Source organism: Kouleothrix sp. 19917 (genome assembly GCF_057073505.1).
Genome location: NZ_CP097099.1, coordinates 3,030,521 through 3,051,254 on the forward strand (window position 1 = coordinate 3,030,521; position 20,734 = coordinate 3,051,254).

A 20,734-nucleotide genomic window follows, 5' to 3' on the forward strand; every position below is an offset into this window, starting at 1 on the left:
AGTGGGGCGGTGGATAGCCGCCCCCTCTGATTTATATAGGCAAAAAATAGCGCCTATCGACGTTCTTATCCATCAAAATACGCAAGAAATCAGATCGTTGTGATTAGTAGGATTGTGGAGCAAGCCGATGATTGACCAAGACAACACCTACCTCCCACCGGCACCCCAGAGTGGCCGCACCCCTGGCGCCACCGACCCCGACGACGACCAGACTGGCCTCTGGTCGCAGATCATGGCGGTGTTTCGCGATATTGGCGGCTCATTCGATGCCTTCGCCAACGACGCCCACCCGGAAGTGCGCGCGCTTGGCCGCGCTGCTCGCCAGCGCCGCCCGCCCAGCAGCGACGATTATTTCGCGCTTGGCGACCTGTGCGCCCGCCTGACACTGAACAAAAACCAGCTCAACGAAGCCTACCTCGCCAAAACGCTGGCCGCCTACACCCAGGCCGCCGAGATCGATCGCGCCGAGCGCCGGCCCGCGCGCGTGGCGCTGCAAACCTTCGCGCAGTGGGTCGTCGATACGGCGCGCACACTCGGCAGCTACGACGCGCTGAAAGCTGCTACGCTGGCCTGCGAGCGCATCCAGCAGCTTGATTTGCTGGCGAACAAACCCGAAGATCGCGCGCGCTGGAACGAAACCGAGCAGCGCCTGCGCGAACAGCTGGCCCGCCAGGACACCGCGCAGACTCAGGTGGTGAGCGGCAGCGCCTCGCAGCTCGAAAGCCAGATGCTCTGCGACCAGGGCCAGATGCTGCTGCGCCAAAGCCAGCCCGAAGAAGCGTTCAACCTGTTCGAGCGCGCCATTTCGCTCAACAGCCGCAGCCACGCCGCCTGGCTGTGGCGCGCCATGGCGCTCACCGACATGGGGCGCTTCAACGATGCGCTCGCCAGCTACGACCGCGCGCTGGAGATCGAGCCCGACAATGCGCGCGTGTGGAACAGCAAGGGCGCGCTGCTGACCGAGCTTGGCCGCGCCGAGGCCGCGCTCGAATGCCTGAACCGCGCGCTCGAAATCTCGAACTCCGACGCCAAGGTCAAGGGCGTGTTCTGGCTCAATCGCGGCAAGGCGCTGTTCATCCTCAAACGCTACCGCGAAGCCCGCGAGGCGCTGGTGCGCTCGTACCAGTACGACCCCTCGCCCGAAAGCGCGGCCGGCATTGCCGCGTGCCGCGAGCAGCTCGAATTCGTCACATCCTCTAGCCCGGTAAACGCGTAGTACAAAGCACGTATTGCGCATTCGTCGTTCGTATTCTGCGCAGTACGAACGACGAATGCGCACGCATGCCAAGCATCATTCACTGGTTCCGCCGCGATCTGCGCCTGAACGATAACCCCGCGCTCCATGCCGCGCTCCACGCCAGCGGCGGCCACGTCATCCCCGTCTTTATTTTCGACGATGCCATCTTGCGCGCGCCCGACACCGCCGCCGCCCGCGTGGTCTTCATGCTCGATTCGCTCCGTGCGCTCGACCAATCGCTGCGCGCGCATGGCAGCCGCCTGCTCGTGCGGCGCGGCGAGCCACGCACAGCCCTGCGCGCCCTGGCGAAACAAAGCGGCGCGCGCGCCCTGTACTTCAACCACGACTACACGCCCTTCGCGCGCGCCCGCGATCAGGCTGTCGAGCAGGCGCTGCGCGACGCCGGGCTGGATGTGCGGGCATTCCACGAAGCCGTGATCGTCGAGCCCGGCGCGCTGATGAACAAGGCCGGCTCACCCTACGTGGTCTATACGCCCTACCGCCGCCAGTGGCAGGCGCGCGTCGATGCCCAGCCAATCGCGCCGCCGCCCGCGCTGCCAGCCATGCGCCCGGTTTCCGAAAAGCTGGATGGCCAGGGCCTCCCAAGCGCCGCCGATCTTGGCTTCACAACCGAGCAGGAACTGCTGCCCGGCGGCGAAGACGCGGCCCAGAAACGCCTAACAGCCTTTGTCGATGCGCAAAACGAGCTGGGCATTGCCGGCTACCACCACGGCCGCGAGCGGCCGGCGCTGGCTGCAACGTCGCGCCTTTCGGCCTACCTGCGCTTTGGCTGCATTGCGCCGGCCGCGTGTTTGCGCGCCGCCCAGCAGCTGGCCGCGCGCCTGGGGCCACACACCGCGCAAACCTCGGTCGAAACCTGGGTGGGCGAGCTGGCCTGGCGCGATTTCTACTACCAGGTGCTGACGCACTTCCCGCATGTCACCGATGGCGCGTTCCGCCGCCAGTACGACGCGCTGAAATGGGAAGGCGACGAATCGCATTTTGCGGCCTGGAGCGAGGGGCGCACCGGCTACCCAATCGTCGATGCGGCCATGCGCCAGCTCGCGCGCGAGGCCTGGATGCACAACCGCGCGCGCATGATCGTCGCGTCGTTCCTCACTAAAGATCTGCTGATCGACTGGCGGCGCGGCGAGCGCTTCTTTATGCGCATGTTGATCGACGGCGACCAGGCTTCGAATAATGGCGGCTGGCAGTGGGCCGCCGGCACTGGCACCGACGCGCAGCCCTACTTTCGGATTTTCAACCCGGTCAGCCAGGGGGAGAAGTTCGACCCACGCGGCGACTATGTGCGGCGCTACCTGCCCGAGCTCCATCGCGTGCCGGCGCGCTACATCCACGCGCCCTGGACCATGCCAGCCGCCGAGCAGCGCGCCGCCGGGGTGCAGATCGGGCGCGATTACCCGGCCCCAATTGTTGACCACGCGGCGCAGCGCGAACGCGCGCTGGCGATGTACCGGCAGGCCCGCAACGCTGCGCAATAAAAACGCCGGGCGCGTTCGGGAAAATGAACCCGAACACACCCGGCGCATTTCGCGCAAAACCTACTCCATCGGCACCAGACGCTGGCGCAGCGCATAGATCGCGGCCTGCGTGCGGTCGGCCAGGTGCAGCTTGCTGAGAATATTGCTGACGTGCGTCTTGACCGTTTTCTCGCTAATAATCAGCGAGTCGGCAATTTCCTTGTTGCTCTGGCCCTTGGCAATCAGGCGCAGCACATCCATCTCGCGCTCGGTCAGCTGCTCGACCGAATCCTCGGCCGGGCGCGGCGTGGTGAACTCCTGCATCAGCTTGGCGGCGACCTCGGAATGCAGCACGGCCTCGTTGCGCTGGGCCGCGCGAATCGCGCGCGCCAGTTCCTCGGGCTGCACGTCTTTCAACAGGTACGAGATCGCGCCGGCTTTCACTGCCGGGAAGACTTTATCGTCGTCGGCAAACGAGGTCAGCACAATAATGCGCGTCGAAGGGCTCACCCCCTTGACGCGCCGCGTCGCCTCGACCCCGTCGATACCGGGCAGCACAAGGTCCATCAGCACGACATCGGGCAGCAGTTCCTGTGCCAGCTTCACGCCGGCTTCGCCACTTGGCGCCTCGCCCACCACCTCGATATCATCCTGTAGCTCAAGAAAATCGCGCAGCCCCTGCCGTACCACACGATGATCATCAACAAGCAGCACGCTGATGCGGTCCATGGCCCACTCCTTCATTTGTGGCTCGTACGATTGCACGCTGCGTGGCGCCCTAGCGGGGGACAACCACAACGATTTCGGTTCCCCGCCCCGGCTGCGAAACCAGCTCGAAATGCCCGCCAAGCTCGGCGGCGCGCTCGCGCATACTGGTCAAACCCAGGTGCCGCCCAAACGACAGCTCCAATAAGTCGAGATCGAAACCCGCGCCGTCGTCGCGCACTGCCAGGCGAACCTGCTCGGGCTCCAGGTCGAGCGTGATCGCGACATGGCACGCGCCAGCGTGCTTCACGACATTGTTCAGCGCTTCCTGCGCAATGCGGTAGATCGCCTGCTCGGCCCCGCGCGCAAAACGCTCTTCGCCAGTGATCTCGAAGTTCATCGTCAGGCCTTCGCGGCGGCTCAGCGCGGTGACATGCTGTTGCAGCGCGCCAACCAGCCCCTGCTCGCTCAGCGCGGGCGGCCGCAGCTGGAAGATCAGCGCACGCATCTCGGCCAGCGAGGCGGCGGCAGTTTCTTGCAGGCGCTCAAGCTGCGAGGCGGTACGCGCCGGGTTTTTGTCGAGCTGCACGCGCGCCGCCTGTGCGGTCAGCGTCATGCTAAACAGCTGCTGCGAAATCGAGTCGTGCAGGTCGCGCGCCAGCCGCGAGCGCTCTTCCAGCACTGCCGCTTCCTGGGCGCGCTGGTAGAGCCGGGCATTCTCGATTGCGCTGGCAAGCACATCGGCGGCGGTTTCGAGCACTGCCACGCCTTCGTTGGTAAACGCGCCCAGCTGCCGCGACTCAAGGTTCAGCACCGCCAGCACGCGCGAGCTGGCTACCACCGGCACGCACAGCTGCGAGCGCGTTTCGCGCGGAGTTTCGGCCACATAGTCGGCGTCGGCCAGTACATCGTCCACGCGCACAGTTGCGCCAGTGCGGTAAGCCCGCCCCAGCAGGCCACGCACCACCGGGATGCGGTAGCCGATCTCGTTCGGGCGGAAGGTGCCGGCCTGGGCGGCCAGCATCAGCGTGTGGGTTTCGTCGTCGGCCAGGTAGAGCTCGACATGGCCGTAGCCGAAACCCTGCTGGATCTGCACCGTGACTGCGGCCAGCATGCGCTCAAGATCAAGCGTTGAGACGGCGATGCGCGCCACCTGATTGAGCACGGTCAGGTGCTCGTTGCGGCGCTTGACCTGCTCGGCCAGGCGCTGCGCCTCCTGGTACAGGCGCGTGCTGGAGATCGGCCCGCCGATCTGGGCGGCCACCGCTTCCAGCAGGTCAACATCCTCATAGGTGAAGGCGTTGGTCTGGTCGGATTCGACGCTCAGTGAGCCAAGCACACGCCCGCCCGTGCGCAGTGGCACGGCAATATACGAGCGAATCGCGTGGTTAGTGCCGATATCGCGGCCAGCGGGCGGCACGCGCGTTTCGTTCCAGGTGTCGTTGGAAAGAAACGGCAGGCCGCGCTCGACCACCCAGCCGCAAATGCCCTCGCCAACCCGCAGCCGCACCTGGCGCGCAGCGTCGTCGATCTGCCCGACCGTGGCCACAATCTCCAGCTCGCCCGCGTCGTTCAGCAGCGAGATCGCGCCACCTTGAAACGCGACCTCCAGCCGCTCGACGGTGCGGTTCAAAATCGTGTCGAGGTCGAGCGTGTTGCTGACATCGCGGCCCAGCTCGGCCAGCAGCTGCTCTTTCGCCAGCAGGCGAGCGCCACGCGCGGCCAAACGCGCATTTTCCAGCGCCAGCGCGGCCTGGCGGGCAATCGCCTCAAGGATCTGGATGCTCGAAGGATCAAGCAAGCTGCCATCGGCCGGCGGCTCAACGTAGATCACGCCGGCCAGGCGTTCGCCGCGCCCGCGCAGGGGCACCAGCAGAATGCCGTGGTCGCGCGCGCCTGTTGTGCGCGGTGCGCCATTGGCTTGCTGGAGCTCGCGCTCAACGCTGCGCCCGGCCGGGATCAGGTACGATTCGCTTAGCCGGTAGCGCGGCTGGAGCAGCGCCTGGTAGAAAGCCGGCGCGGTCGGGTTCGCACGGAGATGGGCGACCTGCGGCTCGGGCAGGCCAGCAAAGGCCACCGCCTCAAGCTCGTCGGTGTCGGGGTGGCGCAGCCGCACATACACCTGCGGGTAGCCCAGCACCGTGGAAATAACGTCGGCAACTTCTTGCAGGAGTGCTTCGGGGGGAATGTCGGCGCGCAGCTGCGTACCAAGCGCCAGCAGATCGCCGAGCGGCAAGTTGCGCGCCAGATCCGGCGCGGACGAGTTGGCATTGGAAAGAGGCTGTTCTAGCACACTCTACCTAGGCTATCGATGATTCTTCTCTCAGCTTCCCCACTGCGCTTATGTATTGTATCACATCCCTTCGGGGCACATCTCATTCAGAAGCCCGATCCGCATTACTCCTCAATACCCAGCGCATGAAGGTCGGTTGCGCTCAGGTTTGCGCCGCGCCCAATCATAATCGGCCCAAACAGCTCCTGCTGCTCAACCACTACGGCGCGGCGCTTTAGCAGCTCAAGCACCGCCCACAGCGCCACCACCACTTCCACGCGCAGCGCCGCCACCGACAGCACATCCTCGAAGCTCAGCCATTCCTGTTGCGCCAGCCGGTCGCGAATGCGGCCAGCCATCTCGGGCACGGTGATGATCTTGGGCGCGGGCAAGGGTACGTCGGGCGGCTCCAGCGGCATGAGCAGCTGCATGCGGCGCTGCACGGCGGCAATCATGTCGTTCAGCGTTACGTCAAGCTTGTCGGGTTTTGGAAGCGCAGGCACGGGTGGCGCGGCCACGCGCAGAAACGAGCGCCGGCCCTGCGCTTCCCACTCGCGCAAAAGCGCGGCGGCCTGCTTGTAGCGCTGATACTCGCGCAGCTGGCGGGCCAGCTCGGCCGCTTCGTCGGGCGGGTCGTCGGGGCCGGGCGGGGCGGGCGGGCGCGGCAGCAGCGCGCGCGATTTAATCAGCAGCAGGCGCGCGGCCAGCACCAGAAACGACGACAGCGCGCCCGGCTCGGGTTCGGTCAGGCCGCGCACATGCGCCAGGTACTGGTCGGCCACCTGCGCCAGCGCGATCTCGGTAATATCCAGCTCCTCGCGCTCGATCAGCTTGAGCAGCAGATCGAGCGGGCCTTCAAACGCCGGCAGCTGAAAGGTATAGTCGAGCGTTTCCTGAACCAGCATGGGAGCGCTTCCTTACACGTTGCGTAGCTATGGCAGAGTACACAACATAGCCACAAAGACTCGAAGACTCCAAGTTTGAATACTATTGCGTTGAAAAACTCTTTATCTGTGTAATCTGCATCATCTGTGGATGATATATATCTGTTCAGTTTTGACGGTCGGCCCAGCCCAGCGCCAGCGTAGCGGGCGTGGCGCGGCGCGCGCCATAGTCGCGCAGAATCTCCACCAGCGCGGGCGGGCTGCCAGCGCGCGCGGCCATCGCGGCGCTGCGCTCGTCGTGCGCGGCGTGCAGCGCGAACCAGCGCAACGGGCCGTGGCCATTGCGAGCAGCGCGCCAGTACAGGCCGGGCGCGAGCCGCTGCATCACCACAAACAGGCCATAATAGAGCAAGGGCAATGGCCGGCCATCGTCGCTGACCTTGCCGCAATCGTGCAGCAGGGCTGCGCGCAGCAGCAGAGGATCGGTGTGGCCGGCTGCGCGCAATGTCAGGCACACATCCAGGCAGTGGCGCTGGTCGTAGCGCGGCATCTGCATGAACAGCGCCAGCTCAGCCGGCGCAAGCGTTTGCGCGACCAGCGCGCGATCCGCAGCGCTCAGACGCGCCACCAGCGCCGCAAGAAATTGTCGCAACCGATAGAACACAGAACGGAGCAACGACGATTATCCTAGCAGCTCATCGATCTGGCGCGCCAGGTCGAAATCTCGGTCGCTCAGGCCGCCCGCGTCGTGCGTAGTCAGCGCGAGCGTGACCTTGTTGTAGCGAATGTCGATATCGGGATGGTGGCGCGCTGCTTCGGCCAGAAAGGCTACCTGGGTGACAAAGCCGATCGCGCCGGGAAACGACGCCAGCTTGAACTGCTTCTGAATGCGATCACCTGCGCGCTGCCAGTCGAGCAGTTCGCTCATCCGTGCGCCAATCGCAGCCTCATCGAGTTTCGCAGCCATTGCGGGCCTCCTTTCGAACGCGATCTGCAGGCATAGTATAGCAAGCTCGCGGGCAAAAAGAAACCGGGATCTACAGTAGCGTAGACCCCGGCAACATGCGAAACAGAAGGTTAGTCGAGGTAGCCGCGCAGCTTCTTGCCCAGGTGCGGGTGGCGCAGTTTGCGCAGGGCCACCGCCTCGATCTGGCGGATGCGCTCGCGCGTGATGCCAAACTCGACGCCCACTTCTTCAAGCGTGCGATACCGGCCATCTTTCAGGCCATAGCGCAGCTGAATGATCTTGCGCTCGCGCTCGGGCAGTTTTTGCAGCACTTCCTCGATCTGCTCACGCAGCATCGCGGCGGCAGCGGCATCAGCCGGCGTTGAAATCCGGTCGTCCTCGATGAAATCGCCCATGCGGCCTTCGCCTTCCTGGCCCACCGGCATTTCCAGCGAAAGCGGGTGCATCGAGGCTTCCAGCGTGCGGCGAACCTTGTTTGGGCTCATGCCCATTGCGTCGGCAATTTCTTCGGGGGTGGGTTCGCGCTGCATCGACTGTTGCAGCTTGTGCGAGGTGCGCTTGACCTGACTGATCGCTTCGCCCATATGGACGGGCAGGCGAATGGTACGGCTCTGGTCGGCAATGGCGCGAGTGATTGCCTGGCGGATCCACCATGTCGCGTAGGTTGAAAATTTGTGGCCCTTGGTGTAGTCGAATTTCTCGACCGCGCGCATCAGGCCAATATTGCCTTCCTGCACAAGGTCCATCATTGTCAGGCCGTAGGACGTGTACTTTTTGGCGATGGAAACGACCAGCCGCAGGTTCGCCTGAATAAGGTGCTGGCGGGCGTCGTTGCCGCGCGCAAGCTGCTGCTCAAGCGCGAAACGCTCCTGCCACGACCCGTATTCCTCGCGATCAAGCGCGGCCTTGGCGTAGTCGCCACTCTCCATCTGCTTGGCAAGCGTCACTTCCTGCTCGGCCGAAAGCAGTGGCACCTGGCCAATTTCCTGCAAGTACATACGCACTGGGTCATCCAGCGCAATGTCCGTCAGGTCGGGGAGTTCAGCGAGAAGTTCTTCTTCAATCGTGGGAGGCGCGTCGGTAATTTCAGCTGCATTCTCAACAACGCGGATTCCCTCGGCCTGGAGGGCGGCGTAGAGCTGATCGACGTCGGCAACATGGTTCTCAGGTTGGGGAAGCGCCTCGAGGATGTCGCTATAGGTGAGATAGCCCTGAGCGCGGGCGATCTCGAGCAATTGCTCCAGCATTTGCGCCCACTCCTGTAGCGATGTCTCTGCGAGAGGGACGGTCATAAGCGTGTTCCTAATTGACATATTACACGACCTGTCAAGCTTCGTCACTTGGTCAGGTCGTGTTGTGAAATCATTCACCAGCTTCGGTGCTGTTTTTAAGACAACAAGATGGGGCTGAGAGACTCTCACTCAAAGCCCCCGCTCTGCTCTCTTAAATAAGAGGGACGCGAGCTTGGCACCCCGTTTCGCGAGATTACTATAACATTAGTAACTGGTTAAAGTCAACCCCTTTCTCCACAAGATCTTCGACACTTTGTCCACTTATCCACATAACGGAATCACATTGGGATGCCATAGAACATACGTTCTACACAATTTCAGTGTCAAGGATGTGGAAAAAACCAGCCGCCAGGCACGCGCATGCTCGTGCAAGATTTGTGCCATTACAATGCTCTAAATGCTTCTACAAGAGATATATTCCCTTGGTGCCGCTGATCCAGACGAACAAAGGCCGCCAGAGGTTGCGCCGCGCCTCACAATCTTTTACACGAACCCGCAGTACCTTGGATCGCTGCCTTTATGTAAATCGTTTCGGCCCCGCTGTGGCGCATTTCACCTTGACATCCGGCGCGTGAACTCGTAGGATCAGGCGACAGAAAAGGAGTAACCATGAGCCATTTCGCCTATGCGCTGCGCGCCGCCTCCGAACGCAACCGGAGCCACCTGTGCGTCGGCCTCGATCCCACGCGCCTGCCCGCGCAATTCACCAACGCCGAGGACGGCCTCTACGATTTTTGCATGGCCATTGTGGAAGCAACGGCCGACCTGACCTGCGTCTTCAAGCCGAATATCGCGTTTTTCGAGGCGCATGGCCCTTCTGGCATCGCGTCGCTGCGCCGCCTGATTGCCGACATGCCGCACAGCGTGCCGGTGCTTGTGGATGCCAAGCGCGGCGATATTGGCTCGACTGCCGCCGCCTATGCCCAGGCGATCTTCGACCAGCTTGGCGCGGATGCCGTCACGCTGAGCCCCTACCTCGGCGGCGACGCGCTTGCGCCTTTTCTCGCCTACGCCGATAAAGGCTGTTTTATTCTTTGCAAAACCTCCAACCCCGGCAGCGGCGACATCCAGGATTTGCAACTGGCTTCGGGCGAGCCGCTGTATATGGCGGTGGCGCGCAAAACCCGCGAATCGTGGAACGCGCACGGCAATGCTGGCCTGGTGGTGGGCGCGACCTACCCGGAAATTCTGGCGCAGGTGCGCGCTGAGTGTCCCGGCCTGCCTATTCTGGTGCCGGGCGTGGGCACGCAGGGCGGCGACCTGGCGGCGGCTGCGCGCGCGGCCTGCGATGCCGATGGCGGCGGCCTGCTGGTCAACGCTTCACGCAGCATTCTCTATGCCGGCGATGGGCCAGATTTCGCGCAGGCCGCGCGCGCCGAAGCCATGCGCCTGCGTGACGCGATCAACGACGCGCTGGCACCCAGCAGCCAGGCCGCGTAATACTCGCAGGGAAATACAGGTCCGCAGATTACACAGATAAGGCATCACAATACCGTATGGGTATGTGAGCCTTTGTGAATCTCCTGGCTCATTCTGCACGAAGTGCCGGCAAAAGGTATGCGCCTCGATCTGCTGCTTAATCGACTGCACGAAAGCGTGGCCCAGGAGCGCGCCGAGCTGCGCCGCACGGCGCGCTACATTCTGCCGCTGCTTCTGCTGCCGCTGGGCTTTGCGCTGGCGCAGATGGTGCGCGGCTGGATCGGCCTGCTCACAGGCGGGCTGGCCGCGCTGGTGCTGCTGATGCAGACCGAGCTGTTCATCCGCCCGCTGCTCGACCGCGCCCGCACCACCAGCCGCGACATGGCGACCTTTCTGGGGCTGCCGCGCACCCGCAGCAGCCCCGATCTGCGCCCGGTGCTGCGCCTGCTGGCCCCGGCGGCGCTGGCAGTGGCCGCGAGCAGCCTGGTCGCTTTCCCAACCATGCTGGCGCGCGCCGCCGGCTGGCAGCGCGTGCTGGCGCTGGCGCTGGCGTTGTTTGCGCTTTACGCGGTGTGGCAGCGGCTCGAACAAGCCTATACCCTGCTCGAAAGCATTGATTCGCGCATCAGTGCGGCGCGGACGCGCTGGTTTGCAGGCACACCTGCACCCGCGCCGGCCCCACCCAGCCCACGCCGCCCGCTCGATCTGCTCGACCCGGCGATTGCCGGGCGCATTGCGCAATTGCCCGGGCCTGCGCTGGCGATCTCGCCGGCCGCGCAGGCACTCCTGCGCGCCGAGGCCTACCTGACGCTGCGCGACTTCCCCGACACGCCCGACGCCGACCTGCGCGCGGCTCAGGCCGAGCTGGCGCGGCAGGCACACGCCGACGAGCTGCGCCACTGGTTGCTGCCACCCGTCGGCGGCAAGCTGTATGTGCCAATCGCGGCTAATGGCACGCTGGCGCGGGCGCTGGCCGAAACCATGCGCAAGCTCGGCATGGATGGCGCGTTTTCGGCCACGCTCGGCACCTGGCTGGTGCGCCTGCCCCCGGCGCGCTCCTATGCCGTCGCTGGCCGCCTGATTGACGCGGTGATTGCGCTGGGCCTGCCGCCGCCCGGCACGGTGCTGCCGCACCACCTGACGGTGCAGGGCGACCTCAAGGACGAGGCGCGTGTGCTCAGCATTGTGCATCTGCTGGCCGCGCCGATGCTGATGGAAGCACGCCCCGGCCACGCCGAGGACGACGAGCGCCCCTTTATTATGCGCGGCGGCGGCGTGCTCGACGATATGGGCGGGCGCTCGCGCGGCCACGGCCCGCGCACCGATTTCATCGACGGGTTTATTTTTGCGCAGGCACCCGGCATGGACGATGTCGAGTTTCGCACGGCGCACACGATCAACCTGCGCGTCAAGCAGGTATTAGCCTTTGGCCTGCTCGCGAATGCCCGCCCATCCGAGCGCCGCGCTCCGGTGGAGCAACAGGCCGCCGATGCGTATATTCACCTGCGCGTTGCGCTGCGCGACTTGCTGGCCGCGTATGGGCTGGAGGCAATGCTGGCCGCTGATTGGATCGATGGGCGCTGGAGCGAGCTGTGGCCACTGATCGAGCACATGAATGCCTGCAAGCAGGCTGCACCCGTGCTGATCGACCAGGCGCAGCAGCTGCGCGACCACACGCTCGACGCGCTGGAAGGCATTGCAGTGCGCGCGACATAGCGGGATTTACGATTTCGGATTGACGATTTACGATTGGATGAAGCAGCGCCAACTGCGAAAGCTCAAATAATTCACCGCAAAGAGTGCGGAGGATCTGGGGGGTTGGCAGGTTTGCAGGTTTGCAGGTTGCAGGTTGCAGGTTGCAGGTTGCAGGTTTGCAGGTTGAAGGTTGGCAGGTTGCAGGTTCGCAGGTTCACAAGCACAGCTCACTGCCAACTGCCGACTGCCGACTGCTTGCTTCTCAGTTCTTGGTTCTGCGCTCCCCGCTCCCGCGCTCCCCACTCACCCGCAACTCCTGCTATAATGGGTGCTCCAGCGAACTCTGCGCCGCCGCTTGCCCGCGGGGGCGTTTGCTTTGAGGGCTTTTATCATGGCAGGCAAAGACGGCCAGCACAGCGCCACCGTGGCCGACAACCGCAAGGCGCGGCACGACTACTTTATCGACGAAAGCTACGAGGCCGGCATCGCGCTCACCGGCAGCGAGATCAAGTCGATCCGCGCCGGGCGCATCAATCTGCGCGGCAGCTACGCCCGCGTAGTCAACGGCGAGGTATGGATGTACGATGCCCATATTTCGCCCTACGACCAGTCCGGCAAATATTTCAACCACGAGCCAACCCGCCCGCGCAAGCTGCTGCTGCACCGCCGCGAGATCAGCCGCATTCTCGGCCAGGTCGAGCGCCAGGGCTTTACGCTGGTGCCGCTGCGCATGTACTTCAAGGGCCGCACCGCCAAGATCGACCTGGGTCTGGCGCGCGGCAAGAAGCTCTACGACAAGCGCGACGACATTGCCAAGCGCGACGCCAAGCGCGATATCGACCGCGCCATGAAGTCGCGTGGGCGCGAGTGAGCCGCCCATGAGCGCCACGTTTGAACAGCCCGATTACGCGCTCTACGCGAAGATCTACACCGTTTGCGAGCAGATCCCGCCCGGCCAGGTCGCCACCTACGGCGACATCGCCACAATCGTGGGTGGCGGCTGCGACGCGCGCACCGTCGGCTTTGCGCTGAACGAAATGCCGCCCGAGCGCGCGGACCTGCCCTGGCAGCGCATCATCAACCGCCAGGGCGGCATCAGCACGCGCGGCCTGGCCCAGCGCCAGCTGCTCGAAGCCGAGGGCGTGGCCTTCGACGCGCAGGATCGCGTGATTTTGGCGCGCCACCGCTGGGCCGGCCCCAGCGCCGAGTGGGCCGCCGCGAATGGCTTCAACACCCTGCCGCCGCGCGACGACGCCGAGCAACTCAGTTTGTTCTAAACTGCCGGGCACGCCTTTCTACGGAAGAAAAGAAGCTGCCACTATGCCAAAGCCCGCCGCACATGCCCCCGCCCATCCGGCACCGCTCATTCTGACACTCGACATTGGCACCTCCTCAGTGCGCGCCCTGCTCTACGACGCGCGCGGACGCCTGATCGACGGCATTGGCGCGCAGGAGCACTACCAGGTGCGCGCCGCCGCCGACGGCACCAGCGAGGATGACCCAAACGCCGCGTTCGAGCGAATTGCCCGCTGCATCGATGCCGCGCTCGCACAGGCCGGGCCGCTCGCTGAGCAGATTGGCGCGGTCGCCGCCGACACGCTTGTTTCCAACATTTTTGCGCTCGACAAGGGCGGCCAGCCGCTCACGCCGCTGATCACCTACGCCGACACGCGCAACGCTGAAGATGCCGCCACGCTCCAGCGCGCGCTGGACGAGCGTGAAGTGCACCAGCGCACAGGCTGCCTGTTGCGCACCAGCTACTGGCCGGCGCGGCTGGCCTGGGTGCGCCGCACGCAGCCCGAGGTCTGGCAGGCGGCCGCGCGCTGGCTCACCATTGGCGAATTGCTTGAGCTGCGCCTGTTCGGCCAGAGCCGCGCCAGCTACTCGGTGGCGGCGTGGAGCGGCCTGCTCGACCGCGCCCGCTTGGCGTGGGACGCGCCGCTGCTGGCGCATCTTGGCGTGGATGCCGCGCAGCTCTCGCCGCTGGCCGATGTCAGCGCGCCGCTGCGTGGCCTGCGCGACGAGTTTGCCCGGCGCTGGCCGGCGCTGCGCGATGTGCCGTGGTTCCCGGCGATTGGCGACGGCGCGGCGGCGAATATTGGCAGCGGCGCAACCGGCCACAGCCGCATGGCCCTCACGGTCGGCACGACTGGCGCGCTGCGCGTGGTGCAGCCCAGCGTGGAGCATGTGCCGCCCGGCCTGTGGTGCTACCGCGTGGACAAGCGGCGCGCACTGCTGGGCGGCGCAACCAGCGAGGGCGGCAATGTGTACGCATGGCTGCGCCAGACGCTGCAATTGCCCGCGCCCGATCAGCTCGAAGCCGCGCTGGCCACCATGCCGCCCGACGCGCACGGCCTGACGGTGCTGCCGTTTGTGGCCGGCGAGCGCAGCCCCGGCTGGGCCGGCGACGTGCGCGCCACCATCCACGGCCTCGGCCTCAACACCACGCCACCCGAAATTGTGCGCGCCTGCCTGGAAGCCGTCGCCTATCGCTTCGCGCTGATCGAGCAGCGCATGTGCGGCAACCCCGCCTGCGACCACCACATGATTGCCAGCGGCGGCGCGCTGCTCAGCTCGCCCGCGTGGATGCAGATGCTTGCCGATGTGCTGAACCGCCCGGTGATCGCTTCGGAAGAGCAGGAAGCCACCAGCCGCGGCGTGGCCCTGCTGGCGCTCGAGTCGCTTGGCGCGATTGCGTCGATTGACGAATTGCCCGCCGCCGACGGCGCGGTGTACCAGCCTGACGCAGCCCGTCACACGATGTACCAGGCCGCGATTGCCCGCCAGGAAGCGCTGTACGCGCAGTTTTATGCGAAACAAGCGGCGAGCGTGTCATGATGCAAACACTGTATCTCATTCGGCACTGCCAGGCCAGCGGCCAGTCGCCCGACGCGCCGCTCACGCCGGAAGGCGCGCAGCAGGCGGTCGCGCTGGCCGCCGCGCTCGCGCCCTTCGCAATCGAGCAGATTGTCAGCAGCCCGTATGCGCGCGCCACCCAGTCGGTCACGCCGCTGGCCGAGCTGCTCGACCTGCCGATCCGCACCGATGCGCGGCTGGTTGAGCGCGTGCTCAGCGGCGCGCCGCTCGACGACTGGGTGAACGCCCTGCGCGCCACCTTCGACGATTTCGAGCTGGCATTTCCCGGTGGCGAAACGAGCCGCGCCGCCACCGAGCGCGCCGTAGCGGCCTGTACCGAGGCGCTGGCGCAGGGCGCTCGCACGCTGGCACTCGCATCGCACGGCAATTTGCTCAGCCTGCTGCTGCGCCATTTCAACCCGCGCTTTGGCTTTGCGGAATGGCAGGCCCTGCGCAACCCCGATGTCTACCGCGTTGTGCTGGGCAGCGGCGCGCCACAGCTTACACACATTCCGCTCAACACATAACGCGAATACCCGACAAAAGGAGCAAACCATGGCGGTTGTGGTGTTTGGCAGCATCAACATGGACCTGGTGGTGCGCGCGCCGCGCCTGCCCGCGCCCGGCGAAACCCTGATCGGCCACGAGTTCTTCACTGCGCCGGGCGGCAAAGGCGCGAATCAGGCGGTTGCCGCTGCGCGCCTGGGCGCTGCCACGCGCATGGTTGGTCGCGTGGGCGACGACGTATTTGGCGGCACGCTGCGCGCCGGCCTGGAGGCCGACCGCATCGACACACGCGGCGTCACAACCTGCGCGGGTGTGTCGTCGGGCGTGGCGCTGATTGAGGTGAACGACGCCGCCGAAAACACGATTGTGGTGGTGCCGGGCGCGAATGGCCTGCTGGGCGACGACGACCTGGCGCTGCTGGAAGGCGCGCTCGACGGCGCAAGCACGCTGCTGCTTCAGCTGGAAGTGCCGCTCGCCACGGTGGTGCGCGCCGCCCAGCTTGCCCGCGCGCGCGGCGCGACCGTGATCCTCGACCCCGCGCCCGCCCAGCCGCTGCCGCCCGAGCTGTATGCCGCCGCTGACATCATCACACCCAACGAAACCGAAGCTGCCGCGCTGGCAGGCTTCCCGCTCGACAGCGATGCCGCGCTGGAGCGCGCCGCCGATGCCTTGCTGGCGCGGGGCGTGGGCACAGCCGTGATCAAGCTTGGCGCGCGCGGAGCCTACTGGCGCAGTGCCGCTGGCAGTGGCGCGCTGCCCGCCTTCCCCGTGCGCGCAATCGATACGGTTGCCGCAGGCGATGCCTTCAATGGCGGGCTGGCGGCCGCGCTCGACGCCGGGATGAGCTTGCCCGAGGCGCTGCGCTGGGGCATGGCTGCTGGCGCGCTTTCAACCACAAAAATCGGCGCGCAACCCGCGCTGCCTTCCCGCGCCGAAGTGGCGGCGCTGCTTGCCGGCCACCAATAGCGGGATGCAAAGTTCGTTGGGCACAGATGCGCTGCCTGTCGCCAATCTATCATATATCGTGTATTCACAGATAATTTCGCGCATTTTACGACATGAAATGATACAAATTGTGTTTCTCTCCCTAACGCCACGCATCAGTCTGCCGATGTATTCCACCCCTGCCAATTTGGAAGTACCTGATCGCCAGAACGGGTGATCGCACCCCCACCAAATTGGCTATAGGCGCTCATCTGTTCCCCTGATGGCGCAGGCAGCTCTTTCTGTTATATTCCCTCGTAGGGTGCAGTTTCTGCCTGTACGCCACGCCAATCCGAGCGCAACGCCAAGATTCAACGCCCCGATGCGCTACCTCGCACGCTGCTGTGCAATTTGAGCATGGCTGTGCTGCGCCCCATTTCATTCGAACCGCTGGCGCATTGCTGTTGCCCCACCAAGCGCCGCTTCATTAACAAGTGGTTTCTGTATGGCAGTTTCCAGTGCTTCGCGCGCCGCGCCAGCGGTGCGGCTTGCGGCATGGCCGCAGCAGGTTCCAACGTGGCTGGTGGTGTTGTTGCTGGGCGGGGTAGCGTTGGTGCCGCGGGCGCTTGGCCTGAACGATTTCTACACCATCGACGAGGCATACCACTGGCCGGCGCGCACACGCGCTTTCGCTGACGCTATTCTGGCGCACGACTGGGCGCGCACCAACCAGACCGGCCACCCGGGCGTGACAACCATGTGGCTTGGCTCGCTGGGCTACTGGCTGGCTGGCTGGATGCAGATTGCGCCGCCCGCCCGCACTGGCGATGGCACGCTGTTTCTTGCGCTGCTGCGCCTGCCGCTGGCGATTGCAAATAGCCTGGCGGTGCTGGGCGGCTATGCCCTGCTGCGCCGCCTGTTTGCGCCTGCAACCGCCATGCTGGCCGCGCTGCTGTGGGCAACTGCGCCATTTCTGGTGGCGCACAGCCGCGTTCTGCACCTCGATGCGCTGCTGACCACATGCATGTCGCTCAGCTTGCTATGCCTGCTGGTCGCAACTGCACCGCCTATGGATTCGGCAGAACACGCGCCAGCGCAGAATGAGCGTGTGACATTTCTTTCGGCACACCCGGCCACATTTTTTGGCTCGGCAGTATTCGCTGGCCTGGCGCTGCTCACAAAAGCGCCCGCGCTGATTCTGCTGCCCTTCACCGGCCTGTGGATGCTGTATGCTGGCCGATCGGCCTCGCCAATTGTGCGCCTGCGCCGCACAATCATCGGCTACGCGCTGTGGCTGGGCATTGCGCTGCTGGTGGTATTTGCTGGCTGGCCGGCGCTGTGGGTCGCGCCGCGCGAGGCGATTGCCAGCGTCGTCGAAGAAATTGTGTCGAACGGTGGGCAGCCACATGTGTATGGCAACTTTTTCCTCGGGCAGCCGATTGATGCGCCGGGCTGGACGTTCTACCCGCTGGTGGTGGCATGGCGCATGACGCCGCTGGCGCTGCTTGGTATCATCCTTGCGCCGCTGGCGATTGCCATGCGGCGCGGCGAGCGGCGCGCGCTGCTGGGCCTGCTGCTGTTTGCGCTCTTTTTTCTGCTGGTGATGGGCAGCGAGCCCAAAGAGTTCGATCGCTATATTTTGCCCATCTGGCCGGCGCTGCTGGTGCTCGCCGCCGCCGGGCTGGCCGCGCCATTTCAGCTGCTGGCCCACCGTTTTGGCTCGGCGCTGCGCCTGCGCACGTTCGCGGCGGCGGCGCTGGCGGCCGGGCTGTGCGGCGCGCTGCTGGCCGAAGTGATGAGCTACCACCCATACACGCTGGCTTACTTCAACCCGCTGCTCGGCGGCGGGCCAGTGGCTGCGCGCACCTTGCTGGTGGGCTGGGGCGAAGGTGCCGAGCAGGCTAGCGCCTGGCTGCGCGACCGCCCCGACCTCGATGCTGGCGCGGTGGTGGCGCGCAACCCACCCACCTACGAGCCCTTCCTGCCGGTGCGCGTGGGCGACCTGACGGCGAAAAATCTCACGAAGAATCCGAATTATGTCGTGCTGTATGTGAGCTACCTGCAGCGCCAGACCGACCCCGACCTGAATGCGCAGGTGCAGCAGAATCCGCCGCTCCATACGGTAATGATCAACGGCATCCCTTACGCCGCGATCTACCAGATGCCGCGCCCGTTCGACACGGCGGTTGACGCAACATTTGAAGGAAGTATCCACCTGCGCGGCACGACCGTCACCCTAGACAACAACATCCTGACGATCACACCATCGTGGGATATTCGGCAGGACGAAGCGCGCCAGCTGTTTGTGTTCGTACACCTGCTCGACGCGAACGGCCAGCATGTCGCCCAGCTCGATCTGCCGCTCGACCCGCGTTTCCCGCAGCTTCAGGCCGGCCAGCAGCTTGCCAGCCCAATTGCGCTGCCGTTGCCGCAGGGACTCGCGCCGGGCAGCTACCGCGTGGCGATGGGCGTGTACACCATTCAGGATGGCGCGCGCCTGCCGATCACGCAGGGTGCGGCGCTGCCCGAAGCAACCGATGGCCCGCACGTCGCTGACGCCGGCACAATCACCATTCCAATGCAGTAAGCGAAACCAACGCCCTTTCTACGCACCACGCACTATTCTTCGTGCGTGGTGCGTAGTGCGTCGTCAGAAAAGCACTGCACAGTTTTCAGGTCTTGACATCCATGACGCAGCGTGTTATTATTAACGCAGTGCGTTATAGTGAAACGCTGAAAAGGAGCAAGACGATGACTATTCTTGATACTGCGAGTACGGTTGCGCGCAAGGGCGCGCTGGCCTATGTTGGCGCGCTGGCGCTTAGCGGCGATGTTGCGCGCGATACTTTCGCCCAGCTGGCCGAGCGCGGCGCAAGTGCCGAGCAAACCGCCCGCGCCGAGCTGCGCCGCCTGACGCGCATGGTGCGCCGCGACGCAAGCGAGGCCGTGGCCGAGGGCGAGGAGCAGCTGAGCGAGGCGCGTTCATTTGTGGCCGAGGGCCGCGACCGCGTGCTCGACATGTTGCTGCTGCCGACGCAGCGCAGTCTGCACGAGTTGAACGCGCAGGTCGAGCGGCTGAGCGTGGCGATTGACGACCTGCGCGCCAAGACGCGCCGCCAGAAGGCCGCCATCCCGGCCGAGCCCATCCCCGGCTACGAGAAGATGAACGTCGACACCGTACTAAGCCGGCTGCCGAAGCTGGAAGAAGCGCACCTGCTGGCCGTGCAGTCGTACGAGCAGGCGCACCAGAATCGCGTCACCGTGCTGCGGGCCGTCGAGCGCGCAATTATCGAGCTGCAAGCCGCGCGCGGCGCGCTGGCCGAGCCGGCCACCCGCACCAGCGTCGAGCCACTGCCCGGCTACGAGGGGTTGCGCGCCGAGGAAGCGATTGAGAAGCTGGCCGGCCTGAACCCGGCCGAGCTGCAGCACGTGCAGATCTACGAGCAGGAGCACCAGAACCGCGTCACCGTGCTGCGCGCGGTGGAGGAGCGGCTGGCCGCAAGCGCCGAGTAAGCAAGCAATAAACAAGCGCATCCTTCGATATGCGCTTCGCGCTACTCAGGGTGCGCACGCATCATTTCCCCAATATCGCATACGAAAAGACGAAGGACGAACATCCGGTTCGTCCTTCGTCGTTTGTTGTTGGTCGTTCGCCGGCCTGCTTACGGCATTGGGCTCAGCGCCGTCCAGCCGCCATCGACAATAATCGTCTGCCCGGTGATCATGGCCGCGCCGGGCGATGCCAGGAACAAGAGCGTGCTCGCCAGGTCGGTGGGCTGCAAGGCGCGCCCGGTGGGAATAACGCCCGCCCAGTGCGCGGCGTAGTCGGGGTCGTCGGCAAGATTGCGGGCGTTGAGCGTTGCGCCAATACCGAGTGCGTTGACGGTAATACCGTGGCGGCCCAGCTCGGGCGCGAGCGTGCGCGCCATGTGGCGCAGCGCCGCCTTGGTGATGCCATAGACTGACAGGCCCGGCACTGCCTGCACACCCGTCACCGACGAAGAAAACACGATTCGCCCGCCCTCGCCCTGCGCGATCATCTGGCGCGCTGCCGCCTGCGCGGCAAAGAACGAGCCTTTCAGGTTCAGGTTGAACAGCGCGTCCCAGGTGGCTTCGTCGGTGTCCAGGAACGGCTGGTACATGGTGATGCCAGCGTTGGCGGCCAGAATATCGAGCCGGCCAAACGCCTCAACTGCGCGGGCGATCATTGCCTGGTTCGCACCAACATCCGACAGGTCGGCATCTAGCGCAAGAGCGCGCCCACCCGCCGCCGTGATCCGTTCAACTGCCTGGGCGGCCAGCTCGGCCTCGTTGTGGTGGGCCAGCAGCACGGCCGCGCCCGCGCCGGCCAGCGCCTCGGCCATGGCCGCGCCAATCTCGCGGCTCGCGCCAGTGACGATGGCGACCTTATTGTGAAATGTCATATGCCTGTCGCTTGTGGTGGGTAGTGCGTAGTGCGTAGTCCATAAAGGATTTGTTTCTCGCTACGCACTAC

At 65.1% G+C, this 20,734-nt stretch carries 18 protein-coding genes; 11 read left to right on the forward strand and 7 right to left on the reverse strand.

Annotation, left to right across the window (positions count from 1 at the left end):
* Positions 1-127 precede the first annotated feature (127 nt).
* A complete protein-coding gene (locus tag M1P90_RS12355) occupies positions 128-1,216 on the forward strand; it encodes a tetratricopeptide repeat protein (RefSeq protein ID WP_483702959.1) in 1,089 nt (362 codons plus the stop codon).
* Between the two features lie 65 nt (positions 1,217-1,281).
* A complete protein-coding gene (locus M1P90_RS12360; protein WP_483702960.1) occupies positions 1,282-2,739 on the forward strand; it encodes a cryptochrome/photolyase family protein in 1,458 nt (485 codons plus the stop codon).
* A gap of 60 nt (positions 2,740-2,799) precedes the next feature.
* Here M1P90_RS12360 and M1P90_RS12365 read toward each other — a convergent pair whose 3' ends face one another.
* From M1P90_RS12365 to rpoD, 6 genes are all read right to left on the reverse strand, one after another.
* A complete protein-coding gene (locus tag M1P90_RS12365; protein ID WP_483702961.1) occupies positions 2,800-3,447 on the reverse strand; it encodes a response regulator in 648 nt (215 codons plus the stop codon).
* A 49-nt stretch (positions 3,448-3,496) separates the two neighbouring features.
* Positions 3,497-5,716 (reverse strand): sensor histidine kinase, encoded by a 2,220-nt coding sequence (locus M1P90_RS12370; protein WP_483702962.1) that lies wholly within the window; start codon positions 5,714-5,716, stop codon positions 3,497-3,499.
* A 104-nt stretch (positions 5,717-5,820) separates the two neighbouring features.
* Positions 5,821-6,600, reverse strand: coding sequence for a segregation and condensation protein A (locus M1P90_RS12375; RefSeq protein WP_483702963.1), 780 nt, complete (start codon positions 6,598-6,600; stop codon positions 5,821-5,823).
* A gap of 145 nt (positions 6,601-6,745) precedes the next feature.
* Entirely contained in the window at positions 6,746-7,255 is a 510-nt protein-coding gene (locus tag M1P90_RS12380; protein ID WP_483702964.1) for a hypothetical protein, read from the reverse strand.
* 6 nt (positions 7,256-7,261) lie between these two features.
* The gene (locus M1P90_RS12385; RefSeq protein ID WP_483702965.1) at positions 7,262-7,546 is read right to left on the reverse strand and encodes a 4a-hydroxytetrahydrobiopterin dehydratase; all 285 of its coding nucleotides are present in this window, start codon (positions 7,544-7,546) and stop codon (positions 7,262-7,264) included.
* Between the two features lie 110 nt (positions 7,547-7,656).
* Positions 7,657-8,793 carry an RNA polymerase sigma factor RpoD gene (gene rpoD / locus M1P90_RS12390; RefSeq protein WP_483704640.1) on the reverse strand — a complete coding sequence of 379 codons (1,137 nt, stop codon included), beginning with the start codon at positions 8,791-8,793 and terminating at the stop codon, positions 7,657-7,659.
* Between the two features lie 654 nt (positions 8,794-9,447).
* Here rpoD and pyrF point away from each other — a divergent pair.
* From pyrF to M1P90_RS12435, 9 genes are all read left to right on the forward strand, one after another.
* Entirely contained in the window at positions 9,448-10,278 is an 831-nt protein-coding gene (gene pyrF, locus M1P90_RS12395; protein WP_483702966.1) for an orotidine-5'-phosphate decarboxylase, read from the forward strand.
* Positions 10,279-10,395: 117 nt separating this feature from the next.
* Complete coding sequence (locus tag M1P90_RS12400) at positions 10,396-11,973, forward strand: hypothetical protein (RefSeq protein WP_483702967.1); 1,578 nt, start codon at positions 10,396-10,398, stop codon at positions 11,971-11,973.
* 370 nt (positions 11,974-12,343) lie between these two features.
* Positions 12,344-12,823, forward strand: coding sequence for an SsrA-binding protein SmpB (gene smpB, locus M1P90_RS12405; RefSeq protein WP_483702968.1), 480 nt, complete (start codon positions 12,344-12,346; stop codon positions 12,821-12,823).
* Positions 12,824-12,830: 7 nt separating this feature from the next.
* Positions 12,831-13,229: an MGMT family protein gene (locus M1P90_RS12410; RefSeq protein WP_483702969.1), complete on the forward strand. Its 399-nt coding sequence runs from the start codon at positions 12,831-12,833 to the stop codon at positions 13,227-13,229.
* Positions 13,230-13,272: 43 nt separating this feature from the next.
* The gene (locus tag M1P90_RS12415; RefSeq protein WP_483702970.1) at positions 13,273-14,790 is read left to right on the forward strand and encodes a gluconokinase; all 1,518 of its coding nucleotides are present in this window, start codon (positions 13,273-13,275) and stop codon (positions 14,788-14,790) included.
* Positions 14,787-15,335 carry a histidine phosphatase family protein gene (locus tag M1P90_RS12420; protein WP_483702971.1) on the forward strand — a complete coding sequence of 183 codons (549 nt, stop codon included), beginning with the start codon at positions 14,787-14,789 and terminating at the stop codon, positions 15,333-15,335. Before M1P90_RS12415 ends, M1P90_RS12420 begins: the two co-directional genes overlap by 4 nt.
* Positions 15,336-15,363: 28 nt before the next feature.
* The gene (gene rbsK, locus M1P90_RS12425) at positions 15,364-16,281 is read left to right on the forward strand and encodes a ribokinase (RefSeq protein ID WP_483702972.1); all 918 of its coding nucleotides are present in this window, start codon (positions 15,364-15,366) and stop codon (positions 16,279-16,281) included.
* Positions 16,282-16,744: 463 nt separating this feature from the next.
* Positions 16,745-18,826, forward strand: coding sequence for an ArnT family glycosyltransferase (locus tag M1P90_RS12430; protein ID WP_483702973.1), 2,082 nt, complete (start codon positions 16,745-16,747; stop codon positions 18,824-18,826).
* Between the two features lie 164 nt (positions 18,827-18,990).
* Positions 18,991-19,752 (forward strand): hypothetical protein, encoded by a 762-nt coding sequence (locus M1P90_RS12435; RefSeq protein WP_483702974.1) that lies wholly within the window; start codon positions 18,991-18,993, stop codon positions 19,750-19,752.
* A gap of 149 nt (positions 19,753-19,901) precedes the next feature.
* On the opposite strand, the gene M1P90_RS12440 is transcribed toward M1P90_RS12435, so the two are convergent.
* Positions 19,902-20,663 (reverse strand): SDR family NAD(P)-dependent oxidoreductase, encoded by a 762-nt coding sequence (locus M1P90_RS12440; RefSeq protein ID WP_483702975.1) that lies wholly within the window; start codon positions 20,661-20,663, stop codon positions 19,902-19,904.
* Positions 20,664-20,734: the final 71 nt, after the last annotated feature.

What these genes read in the sequence shown, in the direction of transcription:
- M1P90_RS12355 (WP_483702959.1), top strand. Translation starts at nt 128, where the DNA reads ATGATTGACCAAGACAACACCTACCTCCCACCGGCACCCCAGAGTGGC.
- M1P90_RS12360 (WP_483702960.1), top strand. Translation starts at nt 1,282, where the DNA reads ATGCCAAGCATCATTCACTGGTTCCGCCGCGATCTGCGCCTGAACGAT.
- M1P90_RS12365 (WP_483702961.1), bottom strand. Translation starts at nt 3,447, where the DNA reads ATGGACCGCATCAGCGTGCTGCTTGTTGATGATCATCGTGTGGTACGG.
- M1P90_RS12375 (WP_483702963.1), bottom strand. Translation starts at nt 6,600, where the DNA reads ATGCTGGTTCAGGAAACGCTCGACTATACCTTTCAGCTGCCGGCGTTT.
- M1P90_RS12385 (WP_483702965.1), bottom strand. Translation starts at nt 7,546, where the DNA reads ATGGCTGCGAAACTCGATGAGGCTGCGATTGGCGCACGGATGAGCGAA.
- rpoD (WP_483704640.1), bottom strand. Translation starts at nt 8,793, where the DNA reads ATGCTGGAGCAATTGCTCGAGATCGCCCGCGCTCAGGGCTATCTCACC.
- pyrF (WP_483702966.1), top strand. Translation starts at nt 9,448, where the DNA reads ATGAGCCATTTCGCCTATGCGCTGCGCGCCGCCTCCGAACGCAACCGG.
- M1P90_RS12400 (WP_483702967.1), top strand. Translation starts at nt 10,396, where the DNA reads ATGCGCCTCGATCTGCTGCTTAATCGACTGCACGAAAGCGTGGCCCAG.
- smpB (WP_483702968.1), top strand. Translation starts at nt 12,344, where the DNA reads ATGGCAGGCAAAGACGGCCAGCACAGCGCCACCGTGGCCGACAACCGC.
- M1P90_RS12410 (WP_483702969.1), top strand. Translation starts at nt 12,831, where the DNA reads ATGAGCGCCACGTTTGAACAGCCCGATTACGCGCTCTACGCGAAGATC.
- M1P90_RS12415 (WP_483702970.1), top strand. Translation starts at nt 13,273, where the DNA reads ATGCCAAAGCCCGCCGCACATGCCCCCGCCCATCCGGCACCGCTCATT.
- M1P90_RS12420 (WP_483702971.1), top strand. Translation starts at nt 14,787, where the DNA reads ATGATGCAAACACTGTATCTCATTCGGCACTGCCAGGCCAGCGGCCAG.
- rbsK (WP_483702972.1), top strand. Translation starts at nt 15,364, where the DNA reads ATGGCGGTTGTGGTGTTTGGCAGCATCAACATGGACCTGGTGGTGCGC.
- M1P90_RS12430 (WP_483702973.1), top strand. Translation starts at nt 16,745, where the DNA reads ATGGCAGTTTCCAGTGCTTCGCGCGCCGCGCCAGCGGTGCGGCTTGCG.
- M1P90_RS12435 (WP_483702974.1), top strand. Translation starts at nt 18,991, where the DNA reads ATGACTATTCTTGATACTGCGAGTACGGTTGCGCGCAAGGGCGCGCTG.
- M1P90_RS12440 (WP_483702975.1), bottom strand. Translation starts at nt 20,663, where the DNA reads ATGACATTTCACAATAAGGTCGCCATCGTCACTGGCGCGAGCCGCGAG.